The sequence below is a fragment of the Enterococcus sp. AZ095a genome (assembly GCF_050546735.1).
GTDB lineage: Bacteria > Bacillota > Bacilli > Lactobacillales > Enterococcaceae > Enterococcus_D > Enterococcus_D entomosocium.
The window spans coordinates 2,943,904-2,963,951 of record NZ_CP172953.1 but is presented as its reverse complement, the minus strand read 5'-3'; the positions used below and the strand labels follow the sequence as shown (position 1 = coordinate 2,963,951).

Sequence of the window (20,048 nt, the reverse complement as noted above, 5' to 3'; positions counted from 1 at the left end):
TTTCGGCACGCCCTTTTTTAGACAAAACGCAGCGCAGGCTCATCACTGAACCGGCACTGCGTTTTTTTGTTGCGTATTTACGAGAAAATAAGAAGTTTACCCCCGTAGATCGTCTAAAAATTCGGTTTTGCTTTTCGTTTTCTCGTCTTTCATTTTGATGACTTTAGCTGGTGAGCCAGCAACGACTGCTCCAGCAGGGACATCTTCAGTCACCACAGAACCGGCAGCAACGACTGCACCTTCGCCGACACGGACGCCTTCAAGGACGACGGCATTTGCGCCGATCAAAACATTGTCTTCAATGATGACTGGGTTTGCTGAAGGTGGCTCAAGAACGCCAGCCAAGACAGCACCAGCGCCAATATGGGCTTTTTTCCCAACGGTTGCCCGGGCACCTAAAATCGCCCCCATATCGATCATGGTTTCTTCACCAACCACAGCACCAATGTTGATCACTGCCCCCATCATGATAACGGCATTTTTTTCAATGATGGCTTGGTCCCGGATAAAGGCACCTGGTTCGATACGGGCATCGACTTTCGTCAAGTCCAACAAAGGAATCGCTGAGTTGCGGCGATCATTTTCCAGATAGTGATCGGTGATTTTGTCTTGGTGCGCGGTTAAAAACTCAGCTACTTTTTGACTGTCACCAACCACGAAATAGAAGGTGCCGTTACCAAACAATTGGATGCCGTCTGCTTGGACGTCGCCAAGATCTCCATTGATATAGACTTTTACAGGTGTTTGTTTATTTGCTTCTTTGATATATTTTGCTAATTGATAAGGATCGGAAAATTGTAATTCTGTCATGAGAGACCACCTTTACTTGTCGATTAGATTTTGCATGGAATAAAAACCGGCTGGTTGATCGGCTAAAAATTCCGCTGCTTTTAGCGCACCATTGGCGAAGATTTCGCGGGAGAGCGCAGTGTGTTTTAATTCAATGATTTCATCCTGCCCAGCATAGATGACAATGTGTTCCCCAGGGATCGTTCCGCCGCGAACGGCATGGATGCCCATCTGCTTGCGGTCATTTACTAGATCACTGCCTTCACGCCCGTAGAGATACTCTTTTTTTGTTTCGCAGCTGTCATTGATACTATCTGCCAACAGCAAAGCTGTACCGCTTGGTGCATCAAGTTTTTGATTATGATGCTTTTCGATGATCTCAATGTCAAAGTCAGCTTCTAATGCGGGGGTGATACTTTGTAGTGCTTTGATCAGTACATTGATCCCCAACGACATATTGGCAGAATAGAAAACCGGAATCACTTTAGCAGCCAACGGCAGCATCATCTGCGTGTCTTCCGTCAAACCAGTTGTAGCAACCACGATTGGCAGCTGCTGTTCGACACAATAGTTCAACAAGGCAGGGACATTGCTATAATGAGAAAAATCAATCACCAAATCGATCGGCTGCGTGATTTTTTCTGGACGATCATAGATCGGAAACGGACCATCTAACTGCTCGGTACGATCCAAGCCGGCGGCCACTTCTAACTGAGGGTGCTTTGCGATCAGGATTTGCAACACTTTGCCCATGCGACCGTTTGCACCGCTTAATAAAATTTGTTTCACCAAAAACTCCTCCTTACAGCAATCCGTAATTGGTCATTTCTTCTTCTAAATGAACGAGAGTCGCATCTTCTGGGACACCCAAAGGCAAACGATAATGCAATTCACATTTGCCTAGCAAGGAGACCGCTGCTTTGATCGGCACAGGATTTACTTCACTGAAAATCGCATCGATCAACGGTTTTTGTCGCAACTGCTCTTTGATAGCTGCTTTTACATCACCATTTAAGAAATCAGCAACGAGTTGTGCCGTTTGTTTCGGAGCGATATTGCCGATCGTTGAAATCACGCCAGAGCCACCTAAAGCTAAAATTGGGGTTACTTGATCGTCATTTCCTGAATAGATCGCAAAGTCATCATCCGCAAGACGAGCGATTTCTGCGATTTGCGAAATGTCACCGCTGGCTTCTTTGATGCCTTTGATATTAGGGATTTTTTTCAGTTCTGCCACGGCTTCAGGTGTTAAATTTAAGCCGGTTCTTGAGCTGACGGAGTATAAGATCACTGGCAGCTCAACGCTTTGACAGATTGCTTCATAGTGAGCGACTAAACTTTTCTTGGTCGCTTTGTTGTAGTAGGGTGTTACAACCAATAATGCGTCAGCACCAACGCGCTGTGCTTCTTTTGAAAGATGGATCCCATGTTGGGTGTTGTTGGAGCCTGTTCCGCCGATGACGGGGATTCGACCAGCAACTTGTTTTACCACCGCTTCGATCACCGCGATATGTTCTTCATCGTCTAACGTGGATGCTTCACCGGTCGTACCGCATGCAATGATTGCATTCGTTCCTTGCTGCACATGCCACTCCGCTAACTCCTTCAGCTTATCGAAATCCACCGAACCATCTTGAAGCATAGGGGTGATCAACGCAACGCCAGAACCTTTGAATATTGTCAAACTACGACACATCCTTTCAACCAATTTATTTTTCGTAACTCTACGTATAAGTGTACCAAAACGAGGGGTAAATTTTTCAATAAAAATCGAAACATTTCGACAATTTATACTATAGATTATTCGAATTATATACTATAATATTAAACAATATCAATGAAAAACTGAATATTCGCTGGTTTTTATGGATATTTTTAAAAGGAATGTATAGAAAGGTGTTTTAACATGCAAGTATCGCAAGCAGTCAAAGAATTAACCGAAGACGTGGTTCGTTTTCGTCGTGAATTACATACAATCCCTGAATTAGGGTTAACTGAGTTCAAAACAAAGGAATACTTGCTGCGTCAGTTGCAATCCTTTGGGATCAAAGAAATCTATCCAGTGATTGAAACCGGCTTGATTGCTGTCTTTCGCAGCAATCGCCCAGGAAAGACGCTGGCCTTTCGAACGGATATCGATGCACTGCCGATCAAAGAAGAGACCGGTGTTTCCTTTGTTTCCAAACATGAAGGAAAAATGCACGCCTGCGGTCATGATGGCCATATGGCAACGATGCTAGGGTTTGCCAAATACTTAGCGACGCATCCTGAAGTGATTCGTGGAACGATCGTTTTGATTTTCCAACCAGCCGAGGAAAGCCCCGGTGGCGCTCAACTGATGATCGATGAAGGCATCTTACGAGATTTTGGCGTGGAAAAAATCGTGGGGCTGCATGTCTTCCCAGACTTTCCCGAAGGAGTCATTGCGAGTCGGAAAGGTCCGATGATGGCCCGTAACGGCGAGATCAATCTAACGATCAACGGTACGAGTGCCCATGGTGCCCAGCCTCATCAAGGGCATGATGCCATTTTAGCTGCGGCTGCGATCATTCAAGGATTGCATTCGATCATTTCACGCAATATCAGCCCGCTTTCTGCTGGGGTCATCACTTTTGGGAAGATCCATGGGGGAGATGCGGAAAATATCATTCCCGGCAAGGTCGTTTTAAAAGGAACGATGCGGGCGTTTGAAGATGAAGTCTATGAAACGATGACGCGCAGAATCACCACTGTCGCACAAGAAATCGCCAAAGGATATGATTGCACGGCGGATGTTGAATTCGAACATCTTTATCGTGTCGTGGACAATGATCCTGAGATGGTGGAAGTGTTAGAAAAAGTGGTCGGGGAGAGCTACCGAGAAACACCGCCATATATGTTGGCAGAGGATTTTTCGATGTACCAAAAGGAGATCCCAGGCGTCTTTTTCTTTGTGGGTACCCGAAATGAAGAAAAAGGCTATGTCCACCCTTTACACAGCAGCAAAATGAATTTTGACGAAAAAAATCTATTGCAAGGCATCGAATGCTACGTTCGTTTGATCGAGGCGTTGAACGAGCCGACAGACAAGGAGTAAAGCGATGGCAAAAGAAATCAAGAACAATCACTTATACATTGACGGTTGCGATACCGTTGAGCTGGCAAAAACCTTTGGAACCCCCCTTTACGTGTATTCCGTTTCGGAGATTCGCGAAGAATGCCAAAAGATTCAGGCGCAGTTTTTGACGCGCTACAGCAAGACACGAGCAGCATATGCCGCCAAAGCTTTCTGTACTACAGCGATGCTGCAAGTGATCAAGTCAGAAGGACTTTCATTAGACGTGGTTAGCGGTGGGGAGCTGTATACAGCGATCCAAGCTGATTTTCCAGCAGAACACATCGAGTTTAACGGCAATAACAAATCCATTGAAGAATTAGCAGCCGCCCTTGATTATGGCGTGGGACGGATCATCGTTGATGGCATTCAAGAAGTCGGCTTGATCCGCGCGTTATGTCAAGAAAAGCAAGTCGTTGCTAAAATCTTGTTGCGCATCACACCCGAGGTTTCGGTCAGCACCCATCAATTTATCTCGACCGGACAAAAAGATTCAAAATTCGGGATTCCTTTAGATGAAGAAATCTTATTTCCGTTAGTGGAAGAAGTGATTCAAGCACCTGAATTGGATTTCTATGGCCTGCATTTTCATGTCGGCAGTCAATTGTCGGACAATCGCTCACATCTAGCGGCAGTTGATGCGGCTTTGGCCCTTGTCCAAACCATTCATGAACGTTTTGATTATTGGATCAAAGAACTAAATGTTGGCGGCGGCTTTGGCGTTCGATACACAGATGCAGATATTCGCCAACCCTACAGCTACTTTTTAGATCCTGTGATGGAAAAAATCGACGCCTTTTATGCGCAGCACCAGAGCGAACGTCCGACCATCGTTATTGAACCCGGTCGCAGTATCGTCGCAGAAGCAGGCATTAGTTTGCACACCATCGGCAGTATCAAGACATTGCCGGGAATCAGAACATACGCCAGCATTGACGGTGGCATGACAGACAATATTCGTCCTGGTCTTTATCAAGCAACTTATACTGGGATCTTAGCCAACCGCGCTTCCGAAGCAGCGACACAGAAGATCACCATTTCTGGTAAAGCTTGTGAGAGCACAGACATCTTAGTAAAAGATCTTGCATTACCGCCCGTTGAAACTGGGGATCTGTTTGCTACGTTCGCAACAGGAGCTTACGGCTATTCGATGGCCAGCAGCTACAATAATTTACAGATACCCGCAGTCGTCTTTGTGGAAAATGGCCAAGCGGAATTAGCCGTTAAACGCCAGTCCTACGAGCAAATGCTGCAAAATGAAGTGGTTCCTTCGTTTCTAAAAGAAGAAGCTTCCAGCAAGTAAAATTTTGAAAAGCAGGTGACAACATGACGATTCCTTATACAAAAATGCAAGGTTCGGGGAATGATTTTATCGTAATCGATAACCGCACATTGAAATTCTCCCATGAACAACTGTCGCAATTTGCTGCTCAAGTTTGCCATCGGAAATTTTCTGTCGGCGCGGATGCAGTCATGGCAGTGGATTTTCCCACAGGAACCGCTGATTTTCGGATGCGGTTTTACAATGCTGATGGGACCGAAGCAGAAATGTGCGGCAACGGCGCTCGCTGTATTGCCCGTTATGCCTTTGAGAAGGGAATTGCTGGCGAGCAGATGACCATCGAAACAGTTGCTGGCGATGTCCCCGCATGGCGCTTGTCGGCAAAACACTACAAAGTAACCTTGAATCCACCGACCGTGACTACATTTGATCAAGCGTACCCGAATCCAATGGTTTCTTTCGTGGACTATGTGGAATTGGGTGATCCAGGAATCCCTCATGCGGTGGTTCACTATCCTGGTCTGGCAGAAACTGAGTTGGAACAGCTAGCTGAACTTGCCAAAGAAATTCGCTATTGGGAAGTTTTCCCAAAAGGGGCCAATGTCAATTTCTATGAAGAAGACGAGAAAGGTGAGCTGATCGTTCGCACGTATGAACGAGGGGTGGAAGGTTTTACCTATGCGTGCGGCACAGGTTCTGGTGCCACTGCGTATGTCGTGACCAAACGTCACCAGCAAGCGGCAGCGAATGTCTTGCTGCACGTGTTAGGTGGCGAGTTAACGGTAGAAGTTGATGTTGATCAGGGCGCATTAGAATTGATCGGTGATGCGGTTATGGTCTCTGAAGGCTTGATTCTAGATGAGAATTTGACTCTGTAAACACTGTGAAAGTTATTGCAAAAAGATGATATTTTCGTGAAAAAAAGAATTGACATTCATTTGAGGCTATCGTATAGTTAAACACAAATTAAAAAACACGCGATGATAAGAAGAGTAAGTCAGTTTCGATTGGATCAGAGAGCTCGGATTGGTGAGAAAGAGCACAGCCGTTTGACTGAAGATGGCCTTGGAGCGTTTGGACGTGAGCAAAAGCAAGCGTGCAGCGGGATTGCCCGTTATAGCAAAGCAGTTGATAAACTGATAAGGTTGGCTGATTGTGCCAATGAATCAAAGGTGGTACCACGAACAAGGTTGTTTCGTCCTTTCTCTATGATGGAGAAAGGACGTTTTTTTATTATAAAAAGGGGGAACTAAAAAATGAAACAGTTGAAAAAGGGAGTCGTTGGATTAGTTGCTGCTGCTGTCTTACTTACATTGGCAGCTTGTGGCAATACTAGCAGCACAGGGGATACACAGTCCGGTGAAAACAGTGTAAATGCAGTGGAAGAAAAAGTCGTTGGAGTGGCGCCGGGACCATACGGGGACATGGTGACAGAGGTGATTTCTCCATTACTGGAAGAAAAAGGGTATCAACTTACGACCAAAGTGTTTAATGATTATATTCAGCCGAACAATGCCTTGGCGAATGGCCAAATCGATGCCAATTTGTTTCAGCATACGGCCTATCTAGAAAAATTTTCGGCAGATAACCAGTTATCTCTTACGGCATTACAAAAAGTGCCCACACTGGGAATGGGCATCTATTCGAAGCAACTGTCCAGCTTGGATGAGTTAGCAGACGGGGCGACTGTTTCGATTGCCAATGATGCCTCAAATTTAGCTCGGACCTTGCAACTGTTAGCTGCCAATGAGTTGATCACCATCGCAGACAATATCGACGAAACGAAGGCAACGGTGAATGATATCGAAGAAAATCCGAAGAATCTGACATTTAAAGAATTAGACGCAGCCCAATTGGCTCGTTCGTTAGATACAGTTGATTTAGCTTTAGTACCAGGAAACTTCGCTTGGGCGGCTTCTCTTGATCCTGCAGATGCTTTGGCGTTGGAGTCATTGAAAGAAGAATATAAAAATGTCTTTGTGGTGTCCTCCGAAGAAGAAGACAGTGATTTTGCTAAGGCAGTTACGGAAGTATTAGAAAGTGACGCATTTAAAGAAGCGATTGCCGAATCACCGTTCAGCAACTTTGATCAACCGAAATTTTGGACTGAGTAAGAAGGGCATATCTTATGGCAAAAATAGAAGTAAAACAAGTATCAGTGAAATTCACTCATAAAAAACAAATCAAAAAAGCAGTGGATTCCGTTGATTTTTCCGTTCAAGCTGGAGAAGTATACGGGATCGTCGGATTGAGCGGGGCTGGGAAAAGTACCTTGGTTCGTACGTTGAATCTACTGCAGGTGCCCTCTAGCGGTCAAATTCTGATTGATGGTCAAGACATCACGCAAGCCAAAGGCAAACACTTGCGTGAAGTACGACAAAAAATCGGGATGATCTTTCAGCATTTCAATCTGATCCATAATCGAACCATCAAGGAAAATTTAGCCTTTGCTTTGCGCGCTGGGCATTATCCGCAAGATCAGCAAGAAGCGAGGATCAAGGAACTGTTGGAAATGGTGGATCTGCCTCACAAAATTCACGAGTATCCGAATAATTTGTCTGGGGGAGAAAAGCAACGGATCGGCATTGCACGAGCGATTGCCAACGAACCTGAGATTTTGTTGTGTGACGAAGCTACCAGTGCGTTAGATGTTGAAACGACTGAAGAAATTTTGAAATTATTGATCCGAATCAAGGAACAGACAGGCATCACCATCGTCTTTATCACCCATGAATTGGATGTTGCTCGCAAGTTTTTTGATCGGGTAGCAGTGATGGAGAAGGGTCGCATCGTTGAAGAACAAACGACCTACGGCTTGTTCAGCCAGCCTAAACAGCCTATTACGAAAAAACTGGTTGGCCGCTACTTGGATCTGACGCTTCCCGAGGAGATTCTAGCAACCTTCACGGAAGGCGATTTGCTGGAATTGCGCTACCAAGGTGAGTATACGTTAGAACCGCTGATTTCGACTGTAGCTAAAGCCTATGATGTGTCGATCAATATTATCCACGGAAAAATTGAGTATATCAAAAAAGATGTGATCGGTATTTTGTATATCTATTTGACCGGACCCGCCGAAGAAGCAGCAAAAGCCCGAGAACACCTAGCTGCGAACGTCTTTTCTCTAAGAAAGATAGGTGAAGAAAATGGCTGATACGCTTGAGATTTTAAAAACAAACCTGCCCCAAGCACTATGGGAAACATTCTTCATGGTGGGAACTTCAGCAATTATAGGAGTAGTTTTCGGCTTATTGATTGGATTAGTCCTGTTTTTAGTCGGCAGTAACCTTTTTCATAAAAATGTTTTCTTGCATCATCTGGCCGATTTTGTCGTCAATGCAATCCGTTCGCTACCATTTTTGATCTTATTGATTACGTTGATTCCGTTATCAGCGATGCTGATCGGTGATCCTTATACCCCGGCGGGCGGAGCGATTGCTTTATCGATTGCCGCGATTCCTTTTTACGCCCGAATCGCTGAATCCGCATTTGCCGAAATCGACTATGGCGTCCTTGAAGCTAGTGTCGCTTCCGGAGCATCGACGGGGCAAATTATTCGCGAAGTGATTTTACCAGAAAGTCTGCCAGCTTTGATTCGCGGATTTGTGCTAACTTTGATCAGTCTTTTAGGCTACTCAGCGATGGTGGGAACAATTGGCGCAGGCGGCATTGGCGATTTAGCAATTCAGTATGGTTATTATCGCTATGAAACGGCGATTTTGATTGTGGTGATTCTCCTGCTGATTCTTCTGGTACAAATCATCCAATGGATCGGCGATGCTTGTGCAAATTATTTCTCGAAATAAAAAATGAATTCTGTGTAGTTCCTTTTCGGATACACGTGAATTATCGCTTCTGTTATTACTCTACAGAAGCGATTTTTTTGCTTATCGGTCACTGATTTTTGGTTGCGCCACTAGTGGTTTTTCGGTATGCTGATGGTGAGTTGTTTTTTTACAGCGAAAATTATATTTTAAAGGAGCAACACTATGACTCAAATTCCTAATTGTCCAAATTGCCAATCTGAATACGCTTATGAAGATCGCGGGCTGTTTGTTTGTCCTGAATGCGGAAACGAATGGCAAGAGCAACAAGCGGCGGAAGAAGCACCCGTATACAAAGATGCCAATGGCAATATTTTAGTAGATGGTGATACAGTAACGGTCATCAAAGACTTGAAAGTCAAAGGCGCATCTGGCGCCATCAAACAAGGAACGAAAGTGAAAAACATCAAATTAGTCGAAGGCGACCATAACATTGATTGCAAGATCGATGGCTTCGGCCCAATGAAACTAAAATCAGAATTTGTAAAAAAAGGTTAAAAACAAAATCTTCCAGTCATCTTCATAATTTTTTCACCACTTTAATGGTAAAATAAGGTCAAAGATTAAAAGGGGGAATTTTATCGTGTATGGTATGGGCGGATACGGGTTCGGCTTTTTTTATGACCCGACTTTCATTCTCGTAATTATCGGTATGGTGATTTCGCTAGCAGCGTCAGCGTATGTCAAAAGTACCTTTAACAAATATGACAAAGTCAGAAGTAAAAATAATATTACCGGCACAAAAGCGGCACAGTACATCTTGCAGAGCCAAGGAATCAATAATGTTGGTGTGCAAGCGATCGCTGGTGATTTAACGGATAATTACAATTCTGGCAACAAAATGCTGAGTTTATCACAATCCACCGCACAATCAACTTCGGTAGCAGCAATCGGTGTTGCGGCCCATGAGTGTGGTCACGCAGTCCAAGATGCCAAAGGCTATTTTCCTTTGCGTTTGCGTCATGCGATCGTACCGATCGCCAATATCGGAACCAGCATCTCGATCCCGTTGATTTTGATCGGGGTACTGTTACGAGGCTCGTTTCTGATCAACTTAGGTTTGTTGGCTTTCTCATTAGCGTTTATTTTCCAATTAGTGACCTTGCCAGTCGAGTTCGATGCCTCAAAACGGGCGATCCGTATTTTGGCAGATGGTGGCTTGTTAACAGAAGAGGAAGTACCACAAGCGAGAAGAGTGCTCTTTGCCGCAGCGTTGACCTATGTCGCAGCTGCCGTAGCAACCTTATTGCAACTCTTACGTTTGATTATTTTATTTGGTAATAACAACCGTCGGAATTAATCGACAGTGTGACAGAAAAAAGACCAGCTCAGCATCCTGAACTGGTCTTTTTTCGTTATTCTACTATTAAGTAAATGTAATAGACGTTTTCAACGCTTTTTAAATTTTCTTCAGATAGATTGTTTTTCATTTCAGCATATAGTTTGACGTCACCGCCCTTGGCAATATAAAGCAACGGAATTTCTTGTTTTTTCTCAATGTTAAGCTCGTTATTGGGAATACTAGTACTAGCTCCAGTAGGAGATAAACTATCTTCTCCAAGGGACGTATAGTGGAATTTAGATAAGTCGGTCATTGTATTTGATGAGGAACCATTTGAAAATAAATCAACGAAGAGTAGAGAATCGCTCTTAGTAATTCCTATGTTCAAATAGCCATTATAATCACTTCTTGGCTCTGTTGTCAGGGAAGCGACTATTTTGTGTTCTTTTATCTCCCCTTTTTGATAATAATCAAAGTAAACCGTCATGGACTCAGCCACTGTGTTAAATTTCAGTTGTGAGCCAAAATCCAACAATAAACTGGAAAGGTCCATAGGGTTCTTTAGCTGAACAAGGTGATTATTGGGAACGCCAGCTACTTTTTTACTAGGGAAAGGACTGTAATTATAGTAATAACAATAAAGCATGGTAGGTAGCCCTATCACGAGCAAGAATGCGAAAAAAATCTGTAAAGGATTTCGAGGCCGGATTAGTGTCTTGACAGTATCTGGTGCTTTTTGGTTTTTAGCAGTCATTGTCTTCTTCCTCCAAAATTGTGGCTTCTATAGAATCTCTTTTGGGAGACAACAGAATTTGATTGTTTCCTTATCGGTAAATGATTACCGGAAGATGCCATAAAAAAATAATTTAAATATATATCTATAATCTCAAAGATAATCAAAAAGCGCAATCAAATTTTGGTATTTATTGAGGGCACTCCTTATTGGGGAATAATCATTCAGAGCACATTACTTGGCAGACAAAAATAGCAGAATAGTTAGCTCTATCCTGCAAAAGAAAAATTATATTAGCGTAGAAGGCAGGAATCGAACCTGCACCTCGTCTTTGCCAAAAATAACCAGAAATACGTTCCGATCATTTTTACCAAAACGAGTAAAGCGCCAGACTTCATCTACACTTTGTATTATGCCAAAGAGAGTTCAACGATTTCGTAAGAAGCAATGAAAAAATTGCAAAAAGTTGTGCAGAAAACATGAAGGTTGTTTAAGAAAGAATAACCATAGAACTTAGTCGTGAAAAAGAAGAAACCAGCTGCAACGAAGCGTAAAGCGCTTCGTTTGGAAACCTCCGTTTTTTCTGAAAAAATCAGATAAAGTTTTCTTGACATTTGTGAGGTGAGAATGTATCATTCTGTTTGGGCACTCTTTACAAGAGTCAGAAAGTGATTTAGAATTTTCGCTCCCTATTCATTTATGGATAGGGAGCTTTTATTATTTTCTAAATGCTTTTCCTGTAAAATAGATTAAAGGAGTTTTTCAGTTTATGACAAAATATATTTTTGTAACCGGCGGTGTGGTTTCTTCTATTGGTAAAGGGATCGTAGCAGCATCATTAGGACGTTTGTTGAAAAATCGTGGCTTGAAAGTAACCATTCAAAAATTCGATCCGTACATCAACGTCGATCCAGGAACGATGAGCCCATATCAACATGGTGAAGTATTCGTAACCGATGATGGAGCAGAGACCGACTTAGACTTAGGTCACTATGAACGCTTTATCGATATCAATTTGAACAAATACTCAAATGTAACAACTGGAAAAATCTATTCAGAAGTTTTGCGGAAAGAGCGTAAAGGAGAATACTTAGGCGCGACTGTTCAAGTGATCCCGCACATCACCAACGAGATCAAAGAAAAAATCATGCGGGCAGCCAAAATGACTGATTCAGATGTGATCATCACAGAAGTCGGCGGAACAGTAGGGGATATTGAATCATTGCCGTTTCTAGAAGCTTTGCGTCAAATGAAGGCAGACGTAGGTTCAGACAATGTGATGTATATCCATACGACGCTGATTCCTTATTTGAAAGCAGCGGGCGAAATGAAAACCAAACCGACTCAACATAGTGTGAAGGAACTGCGCGGCTTAGGGATTCAACCAAATATCTTGGTCGTTCGGACAGAACAACCCGTAGGACAATCAACAAAAAACAAATTGGCACAATTCTGTGACGTGGCACCAGAAGCCGTGATCGAATCTCGTGACGTTGAGACCCTATATTCGATCCCATTGGCACTGCAAGCGCAAGGCATGGATCAAATCGTGTGTGATCATTTGAAACTGACTGCACCAGTTGCTGACATGACTGAATGGCAAGCATTGGAAGAAAAGGTACTAAATTTGAAGAAAAAAGTACGCATCGCATTAGTCGGAAAATACGTGGAATTGCCAGATGCTTATCTATCAGTTGTCGAAGCCTTGAAACATTCTGGTTTTGCCTTTGATGCAGACATCGAGATCGATTGGATCAAAGCCCAAGAAATTACACGAGAAAACGTGGATTCTTACTTAGGTGAAGTAGACGGGATCCTTGTTCCTGGTGGATTTGGTGATCGCGGGATTGAAGGGAAAATCGAAGCGATCCGTTATGCTCGGGAAAATGATGTGCCATTCTTAGGTATTTGTCTTGGGATGCAAATGGCTTGTGTGGAATATGCCCGCAATGTCGTTGGCTTGGAAAATGCCAATTCCGCAGAAACGGATCCTGAAACAGCCAACAACATCATTGACTTGATGGCTGACCAAGAAAACATCGAAAACTTAGGTGGAACATTGCGTTTAGGCTTGTATCCATGTAAAGTGAAAAAAGGCACCAAAACAGCTGCAGCTTATGATGGGGAGGAAGTTGTTCAAGAACGTCACCGTCATCGTTATGAATTCAACAACAAATACCGTGAAATCTTTGAAGCAAACGGGATGGTTTTCTCAGGTGTGTCACCAGACAATCGTTTGGTTGAGATCGTTGAGATCCCAGAAAACAAATTCTTCGTGGGTTGCCAATTCCACCCAGAATTGATTTCTCGTCCAACTCGCCCACAACGCTTGATCAAAGCCTTTGTTGGAGCTTCATTAGACAACCGCCAAGCATAATAATCGCTAGCGGCAAAATCAAGCAATGAATGTGCGAAACTCCTCATCTCAAGATGGGGAGTTTTTTTGAGTTGTGCGATCCCAGTAATCCGTAAAAGGTTGAAACTTGCTTGAGCGTTGGTAGAAGCTATCCCTTTTTGCACACAAAAAAACTTCCGTCAAAGCGACCGGAAGTTTCTGACTGATGCATTTTTTTTTCGCTAACAGTTCGAATGAAATCCGCCAGCGGTAACGCATGTTGATTTGCTGGTGCCTAGAGAGGATTATTCTTTTAATTTATACCCTTGATCCAAGAGCATTTCCTCTGTACGTTCCATGCTGATCCCATTTTCGGTGTTTCCTTCAAAACTAACCCCAGGCAATTGTTTCGCTGAATCATAATCCAACTCATCATAATTGATGGTCAATGATTCAGTCGCTTCACTATCTGTATAGTCGAGGGAATAGTCCAACCCTTTGACTTGCTGATACTGCTCTGCGATCGGATCAAGTACCGTCTGTGCTTCTTCTTTGGTCGTTACCCCAATCGCTGAATACGGCATGACATTGTTCGCAGTCTGGGTTTTTACTTTATCGCCTTCATAAGTGAAGACCAGTTCCATCGAAACCCCATTTTGATCCATTGTGAATGTTTTGGTTTCTTCTTTGGCCCCCGAGCTGCAACTTGCCAAGAAAAGAACCCCGATGACTGCCAAAAATCCAATAAGCGCTTTTTTCATTTTATCCCTCCTTTTTTACATGATAATATAGCTGCTTTCACAAGGCTATTCTTATGCTCAGAGGAGAAGAAGGAAGGATTTACTGGAAAATTATGATAAAATGACGAAAAAATATGTGAAATTTTTCTCGAATTTTCACACGCTGATTTGTTATCTAACGACCGCATATAGGAGAGCAAAACCTTACAGAATCGTAGACTTTCAGAAAAGATGATGAAAATGCTGGATTTTTATATTTGTGCAATCTTTTTTTGAAAAGAGAAATTCCTCTTTTTAGTAGCAAATACCGCAAATCTTTGCTAAAATAGCATTGTCGGTTAAGCATTGCTTAACAAATAAAGTTTTTCAAAACTTAGGAGGAATTTTTTATGCCAGTAGTATCAGGAGCTGAATTCTTAAAAGCTGCTCGTCAAGGCGGATATGCAGTCGGCGGATTCAACACAAACAACTTAGAATGGACACAAGCGATTTTAAAAGCTGCTGAAGCGAAAAAAGCGCCAGTTCTAATCCAAACTTCAATGGGTGCTGCCAAATATATGGGCGGATACAAAGTTGCTAAAGACATCGTTACAAACTTGGTTGATTCAATGAACATCACTGTTCCAGTTGCAATCCACTTAGACCATGGTGATTACGATGCAGCAATGGAATGTATCGAAGTTGGTTACACTTCTGTTATGTTTGATGGCTCTCACTTACCATTTGAAGAAAACTTGAAATTGGCTAAAGAAGTTGTCGAAAAAGCACACGCAAAAGGCGTTTCTGTTGAGTGTGAAGTTGGTTCAATCGGCGGAGAAGAAGATGGAATCATCGGTTCTGGCGAATTAGCTGACATCGAAGAATGTAAACAAATGGTTGCAACTGGTATTGATTACCTAGCTTGCGGAATTGGTAACATTCACGGTCAATACCCTGAAAACTGGAAAGGCCTTGCTTTTGACCACTTACAAGCAATCGCTGATGCAGTAGGTTCTGATGTACCATTAGTATTACACGGTGGTTCTGGTATTCCTCAAGACCAAATCGAAAAAGCAATCTCAATGGGTGTTTCTAAAGTAAACGTAAATACTGAATTCCAATTATCATTTGCTAAAGCAACTCGTGAATACATCGAAGCTGGCAAAGATAAAGAAGGCAAAGGATTCGACCCTCGTAAATTATTAGCACCAGGTGTTGCTGCAATCGTTAAAGATGCAGAAGAACACATCGACTGGTTCGGTTCAGCTGGTAAAGCTTAATCTTAATCAAAGATCAAAACTCTTAGAATCACTGATTCTAAGAGTTTTTTTGTTTTCTAAGAAAATATTCTTGATGCGGGGATCAAAAATATACTGCATCTTTTTTCTTTGTGTAATCTGTGCTAAAATTGGAATGATACACATAAATTAAAAAAGAGTATAGGTGGAATTCAATGAAAAAAATTGTCATCAACGGCAATCGTCCCTTAAAAGGTGAAGTCACCATTAGCGGCGCAAAAAACAGTGCAGTCGCATTGATCCCGGCAGCGATCTTAGCTGATTCACCGGTCATTTTAGAAGGAGTGCCCGACATCCAAGATGTGCACTCATTAATTGAGATTATCGAAATCATGGGCGTGAAGACCCATTTTGAAAACAATACGCTAGAGATCGATCCAACCAATATCGTTTCGATCCCGATGCCTAACGGAAAAATCAATAGTCTACGGGCTTCGTATTATTTCATGGGGGCATTATTGGCGAAGTTTGGTGAAGGCGTCGTTGGGTTGCCTGGCGGCTGTTTCTTAGGCCCGCGACCAATCGATTTGCATATCAAAGGCTTCGAAGCACTTGGCGCAAAAGTCACCAACGAGCATGGCGCCATGTATTTGCGTACCGAAGAAGAAGGCTTGACTGGCGAACGGATTTTCTTAGATATGGTCTCCATCGGAGCAACAATCAATGTAATGCTGGCAGCAGTAAGAGCCAAAGGCAAAACGATCATTGAAAATGCTGCACGGGAACCTGAGATCATTGATGTCGCGACCCTTTTAAATAATATGGGAGCGAAAATCAGAGGTGCAGGTACCAATGAAATTCGTATCGAAGGTGTGGAAGAACTGCACGGTTGTCGTCATTCTATTATTCCAGACCGAATCGAAGCAGGAACCTATCTTTCTTTAGCCGCAGCAGCGGGTGAAGGCATTACAGTCAAAAATGTGATTTATGAGCATCTAGAAAGCTACATTGCGAAATTGGAAGAAATCGGTGTGCGAATGGATATCAGCGAAGATGAAATCTATGTGCATCCCTCAAAAGAGTTGAAACCAGCGACTGTGAAAACTTATCCTTATCCGGGATTTGCCACAGACCTGCAACAGCCGATCACACCATTATTGCTAAAAGCAAAGGGAACATCGGAGATTATGGACACGATTTACGCCAAACGGGTCAACCATATTCCTGAATTAGCACGGATGGGCGCACAAGCAACGACAGAAGGCAACATGATTTTTGTCAGCGGACCGAGCCAATTGCACGGAGCAGAAGTTGTCGCTTCTGATTTGCGGGCAGGGGCTTGTCTAGTTATTGCCGGATTGATGGCGACTGGCACGACTAGCGTCTTTAATGTCGAGTACATTTTGCGCGGCTATGATCATATCATCGAAAAACTAACGGCTCTTGGAGCTGATATTCAAATGATAGAGGAGTAATTATGAGCGATTATCTTACGATGGCAGAGTTGGAAAACAAAACCTTAAAAGAGATCTACACCTTTGCCAAAGAGTTTCGAATTCCTTATTACAGCCAAATGAATAAAAAAGAATTGTCATTGGCTGTGATACGGGCGCAGGCGGAAAAACAAGGCTTCTTTTATATGGAAGGAATCTTGGATATCGTAGGCCAAGAAGGCTATGGTTTTTTACGTCCAATCAACTATGGACCGAGTGCAGAAGATATCTATATTTCTTCTTCACAGATTCGTCGGTTTAGTTTGCGTAATGGCGATAAAGTCGCCGGTAAGGCGCGCCCGCCTAAGGAATCTGAACGCTATTATGGATTGATGCACGTTGAGTCTGTTAACGGCAAAGATCCAGAAGATGCCAAAGAGCGTCCGCATTTTCCAGCGCTGACGCCCCTTTATCCGAACCGTCATTTAAAATTAGAAACAACGTCAGGACGTCTTTCGACTCGGATGATCGATATGCTGGCGCCAGTGGGTTTTGGTCAACGGGGACTGATCGTTGCCCCGCCTAAAGCTGGGAAAACCAGTATATTGAAAGAAATTGCCAATGGGATTACGGACAACTATCCTGAGGTGGAATTGATCGTACTTTTGATCGACGAGCGTCCAGAAGAAGTAACTGATCTAGAACGTAGTGTCAAGGGTGACGTGGTTTCTTCAACCTTTGACCTACAGCCTAGCAATCATACCCGTGTTTCAGAATTGGTATTAGAACGGGCGATGCGCTTGGTGGAAGACAAGCGTGATGTCGTGATTTTGATGGATAGTATCACTCGTTTGGCGAGAGCTTATAACTTAGTCGTTCCTCCAAGCGGACGTACACTAAGCGGCGGGATCGATCCAGCTGCTTTGTACAAACCGAAGAAATTCTTTGGCGCTGCCCGCAATATTGAAGAAGGCGGTAGTTTGACGATCCTTGCCACAGCTTTGGTAGATACCGGCAGCCGCATGGATGATGTCATCTATGAAGAGTTTAAAGGAACCGGCAATATGGAGCTGCAGCTTTCTCGCAGCCTCGCAGAACGCCGGGTCTTCCCAGCGATCGACATCAAGAAATCTGGTACCCGTAAAGAAGAATTGCTGATGAGCAGTGAACAATTGGAAGAAACTTGGCGCTTACGCAACAACATGTTGGGGGATTCCTTGGAGTTCACAGAACAATTCATTCAATTCTTGCGCAAAACGAAAAAGAATGAAGAGTTTTTAGCGGCTTTTCATGATGTCCATTTCGGAGACAAGCGGCCAAAAAGAAATATAAAAAGATAATTGCATCTAAAATCCAAACATGGTAAGATAGTCATGTTGTAAAATCGACAAATCAACTCTGGTGAAGCAAATGAGCCAGGGCAAAGGAGAGAAGAAGAAATGAAACAAGATATCCATCCAGATTATCATCCAGTTGTATTCATGGACTCAACTACTGGTTTCAAATTCTTATCAGGTTCTACAAAGAATTCTCAAGAAACTGTTGAGTGGGAAGACGGCAACACGTATCCACTGATCCGTGTCGAAGTAACTTCTGATTCACATCCATTCTACACTGGACGTCAAAAATTCACACAAGCAGACGGACGTGTGGACCGTTTCAACAAAAAATACGGTCTCAAAGACAACAACGCTGCAGAATAAGACAAATAAATGTAAATGTTGTTTCGATAACATTTCTGAGGTTTCCCTTTTACGAGGGAAACCTTTTTTGTTTTTATAGGTAATAGACACTCAACTGCTAAACCGAAAGAAACCATTCAGAATCTGTTACAAACAAAGTAAAAGGAATCAATAAATCTGTAGGCAAGAATGTGGAAATTAGCACTGTAACGAATCCTATCTAGTAATTTTCGAAATGGAGCAATGATCAAGAGTGGTTTGATTTAATCATCGATTATTATTGAATATTCAAACTTCAATTGACATTTATCTTGAATAAAATTATCATTAAATTAATAATATTCCGTTATAAGTTTCTTATTTTTGACTTATTTTATCGAGTTCACACGATTTTTATTGAGAAAAGTAGATAGTTCTCTCTTTAAGAACCAGTTTCTATTCTACATAATTAAAGACTACTCACTAGCTATGCTTTAACGAATCACATCCAAAACAATCAAGAAAGGAAGAGACATGTTTTCATTTAAGAAAAAGAAGGAAGTCATTAATTTCCCAGAACTAAGCAACCATAATGAACGTACATACCCGAGAAAATTGAAAAAGATTGTGGCTCAATTAGAAACCTGTAAATCAGAGGATTTGAATTATATTGCTGAATGTATTTTACAAAAGATGGGATATACCGTCCAAAACATCGATGGTTACAAAGATGGTGGTATTGATGTGTATGCTTTTTCTAATAATAAAAAGGCAATAGCGGTCCAATGTAAAGCCTGGAATCCGCAAAAGACAACGGAGCGGATCAGTAAGCCACTCGTTGCCGCATTTAAAGGGATTTTTCCAGACAAAGGGTTTCCCAATGGGCTTTTCATCACTACACATTTTTTTACAGATCAAGCATTAGAAATAGCCGGTGATAATCTACTGTTGGTTGATAGAAAAAAACTGATTGAGCTGCTTGCGCATTTTTATCCAGAGATGATCAGTGAGTTGTTTTATTATAAAACCTTGACGGAATTAGAAGAATGCAAGAGTTGTAAAAATGGGAAGAAGTTGAAACTCTACAATAAGAAGAAGCGCAATTATTACTATATCTGCGAAACGTGCGGTGAGTATAGCTCGTTTAATTATTCATCATGAAAAAAAACAAGAGAAAAGCGTAATGAATGAACGGATATCCGTTATTCATTACGCTTTTTTCGCGACTTATGTCACAGTCATTTTTTTTCTCAAATTAATTTTAACAAATGTGTCCTATACGTCGGGTGTAATGACTAAAACAGCCTCGTTTGTTTCGGTAGGTTCGTAGCCAGCTTCCCGTGTTTTTGACGACTTAAAGTGTATTTGAATAGAAGAAAACGTAAGAAATGGCAATCAAGCAAACCAACAATAAACCAGAGAGTGACAGAAAAAGCAGCATGATTCGTTTCTTCTTCAATCCAAGTACAAGTATCACTACATTCAATAGAAAGAAAACAAGTAAAATCGCTAAATATTCCATAACTGGTCCTCTTTTACGTTTTTATTTATCTTACCAGAGATTGGCTGCTTTTCCTAGCAGAAATTGGCTGAAAATGGCTTATTCAAGCGTCTTTCAAAATACTGTAAGTTAAATGAATTAAGGAAAACCAAGAGAA

General features: G+C 42.4%; 20 protein-coding genes and 1 other annotated feature. Of the genes, 15 read left to right on the top strand and 5 right to left on the bottom strand.

What is annotated here, in order from left to right; translation table 11 throughout:
- Positions 1 to 96: 96 nt before the first annotated feature.
- The 3 genes from dapD to dapA are packed head-to-tail and all read right to left on the bottom strand — an operon-like array spanning position 97 to position 2,473.
- Positions 97 to 810 carry a 2,3,4,5-tetrahydropyridine-2,6-dicarboxylate N-acetyltransferase gene (gene dapD / locus IGJ26_RS13620; RefSeq protein WP_086316562.1) on the bottom strand — a complete coding sequence of 238 codons (714 nt, stop codon included), beginning with the start codon at positions 808 to 810 and terminating at the stop codon, positions 97 to 99.
- Positions 811 to 822: 12 nt separating this feature from the next.
- Positions 823 to 1,578 carry a 4-hydroxy-tetrahydrodipicolinate reductase gene (dapB, locus tag IGJ26_RS13615; RefSeq protein WP_086316561.1) on the bottom strand — a complete coding sequence of 252 codons (756 nt, stop codon included), beginning with the start codon at positions 1,576 to 1,578 and terminating at the stop codon, positions 823 to 825.
- A 13-nt stretch (positions 1,579 to 1,591) separates the two neighbouring features.
- A complete protein-coding gene (gene dapA, locus IGJ26_RS13610) occupies positions 1,592 to 2,473 on the bottom strand; it encodes a 4-hydroxy-tetrahydrodipicolinate synthase (RefSeq protein ID WP_008380503.1) in 882 nt (293 codons plus the stop codon).
- A gap of 222 nt (positions 2,474 to 2,695) precedes the next feature.
- Here dapA and IGJ26_RS13605 point away from each other — a divergent pair, with 222 nt between their 5' ends.
- The 8 genes from IGJ26_RS13605 (at position 2,696) to IGJ26_RS13570 (ending at position 10,289) form a co-directional block, all read left to right on the top strand.
- A complete protein-coding gene (locus IGJ26_RS13605; RefSeq protein ID WP_016621702.1) occupies positions 2,696 to 3,865 on the top strand; it encodes a M20 metallopeptidase family protein in 1,170 nt (389 codons plus the stop codon).
- Positions 3,866 to 3,869: 4 nt separating this feature from the next.
- A complete protein-coding gene (gene lysA, locus IGJ26_RS13600) occupies positions 3,870 to 5,186 on the top strand; it encodes a diaminopimelate decarboxylase (RefSeq protein ID WP_005233959.1) in 1,317 nt (438 codons plus the stop codon).
- A 23-nt stretch (positions 5,187 to 5,209) separates the two neighbouring features.
- The gene (gene dapF / locus IGJ26_RS13595; protein WP_430599692.1) at positions 5,210 to 6,043 is read left to right on the top strand and encodes a diaminopimelate epimerase; all 834 of its coding nucleotides are present in this window, start codon (positions 5,210 to 5,212) and stop codon (positions 6,041 to 6,043) included.
- A gap of 93 nt (positions 6,044 to 6,136) precedes the next feature.
- Positions 6,137 to 6,371, top strand: a binding site (T-box leader).
- Positions 6,372 to 6,421: 50 nt separating this feature from the next.
- Positions 6,422 to 7,279, top strand: a complete 858-nt coding sequence (locus IGJ26_RS13590) for a MetQ/NlpA family ABC transporter substrate-binding protein (RefSeq protein WP_144330897.1) — start codon at positions 6,422 to 6,424, stop codon at positions 7,277 to 7,279.
- Positions 7,280 to 7,293: 14 nt separating this feature from the next.
- Positions 7,294 to 8,319, top strand: coding sequence for a methionine ABC transporter ATP-binding protein (locus IGJ26_RS13585; protein ID WP_430599691.1), 1,026 nt, complete (start codon positions 7,294 to 7,296; stop codon positions 8,317 to 8,319).
- The gene (locus IGJ26_RS13580; RefSeq protein ID WP_194199224.1) at positions 8,312 to 8,971 is read left to right on the top strand and encodes a methionine ABC transporter permease; all 660 of its coding nucleotides are present in this window, start codon (positions 8,312 to 8,314) and stop codon (positions 8,969 to 8,971) included. Before IGJ26_RS13585 ends, IGJ26_RS13580 begins: the two co-directional genes overlap by 8 nt.
- Positions 8,972 to 9,154: 183 nt before the next feature.
- Entirely contained in the window at positions 9,155 to 9,487 is a 333-nt protein-coding gene (locus IGJ26_RS13575; protein WP_005233964.1) for a zinc ribbon domain-containing protein YjdM, read from the top strand.
- Between the two features lie 94 nt (positions 9,488 to 9,581).
- Positions 9,582 to 10,289: a zinc metallopeptidase gene (locus IGJ26_RS13570; protein ID WP_016612795.1), complete on the top strand. Its 708-nt coding sequence runs from the start codon at positions 9,582 to 9,584 to the stop codon at positions 10,287 to 10,289.
- Positions 10,290 to 10,344: 55 nt separating this feature from the next.
- Here the strand turns inward: IGJ26_RS13570 and IGJ26_RS13565 are convergent, their stop codons facing one another.
- Complete coding sequence (locus IGJ26_RS13565; protein WP_086298064.1) at positions 10,345 to 11,025, bottom strand: hypothetical protein; 681 nt, start codon at positions 11,023 to 11,025, stop codon at positions 10,345 to 10,347.
- Positions 11,026 to 11,773: 748 nt separating this feature from the next.
- Between IGJ26_RS13565 and IGJ26_RS13560 the strand changes: the two genes are divergently transcribed.
- A complete protein-coding gene (locus IGJ26_RS13560; RefSeq protein WP_086298062.1) occupies positions 11,774 to 13,381 on the top strand; it encodes a CTP synthase in 1,608 nt (535 codons plus the stop codon).
- Between the two features lie 263 nt (positions 13,382 to 13,644).
- On the opposite strand, the gene IGJ26_RS13555 is transcribed toward IGJ26_RS13560, so the two are convergent.
- Positions 13,645 to 14,100, bottom strand: a complete 456-nt coding sequence (locus IGJ26_RS13555) for a YehR family lipoprotein (RefSeq protein ID WP_005233973.1) — start codon at positions 14,098 to 14,100, stop codon at positions 13,645 to 13,647.
- 368 nt (positions 14,101 to 14,468) lie between these two features.
- Between IGJ26_RS13555 and IGJ26_RS13550 the strand changes: the two genes are divergently transcribed.
- From IGJ26_RS13550 to IGJ26_RS13525, 6 genes are all read left to right on the top strand, one after another.
- On the top strand, positions 14,469 to 15,338 hold the full coding sequence (locus tag IGJ26_RS13550) for a class II fructose-bisphosphate aldolase (protein ID WP_005228297.1): 870 nt from the start codon (positions 14,469 to 14,471) through the stop codon (positions 15,336 to 15,338).
- 173 nt (positions 15,339 to 15,511) lie between these two features.
- Positions 15,512 to 16,771 (top strand): UDP-N-acetylglucosamine 1-carboxyvinyltransferase, encoded by a 1,260-nt coding sequence (locus tag IGJ26_RS13545; protein ID WP_005233977.1) that lies wholly within the window; start codon positions 15,512 to 15,514, stop codon positions 16,769 to 16,771.
- 2 nt (positions 16,772 to 16,773) lie between these two features.
- Positions 16,774 to 18,069, top strand: coding sequence for a transcription termination factor Rho (gene rho, locus IGJ26_RS13540; RefSeq protein ID WP_005233978.1), 1,296 nt, complete (start codon positions 16,774 to 16,776; stop codon positions 18,067 to 18,069).
- A 99-nt stretch (positions 18,070 to 18,168) separates the two neighbouring features.
- A complete protein-coding gene (locus tag IGJ26_RS13535) occupies positions 18,169 to 18,432 on the top strand; it encodes a type B 50S ribosomal protein L31 (protein ID WP_008380527.1) in 264 nt (87 codons plus the stop codon).
- Positions 18,433 to 18,924: 492 nt separating this feature from the next.
- Positions 18,925 to 19,551, top strand: coding sequence for a restriction endonuclease (locus IGJ26_RS13530; RefSeq protein WP_194199225.1), 627 nt, complete (start codon positions 18,925 to 18,927; stop codon positions 19,549 to 19,551).
- A gap of 227 nt (positions 19,552 to 19,778) precedes the next feature.
- Entirely contained in the window at positions 19,779 to 20,024 is a 246-nt protein-coding gene (locus tag IGJ26_RS13525) for a hypothetical protein (RefSeq protein ID WP_016608418.1), read from the top strand.
- Positions 20,025 to 20,048: the final 24 nt, after the last annotated feature.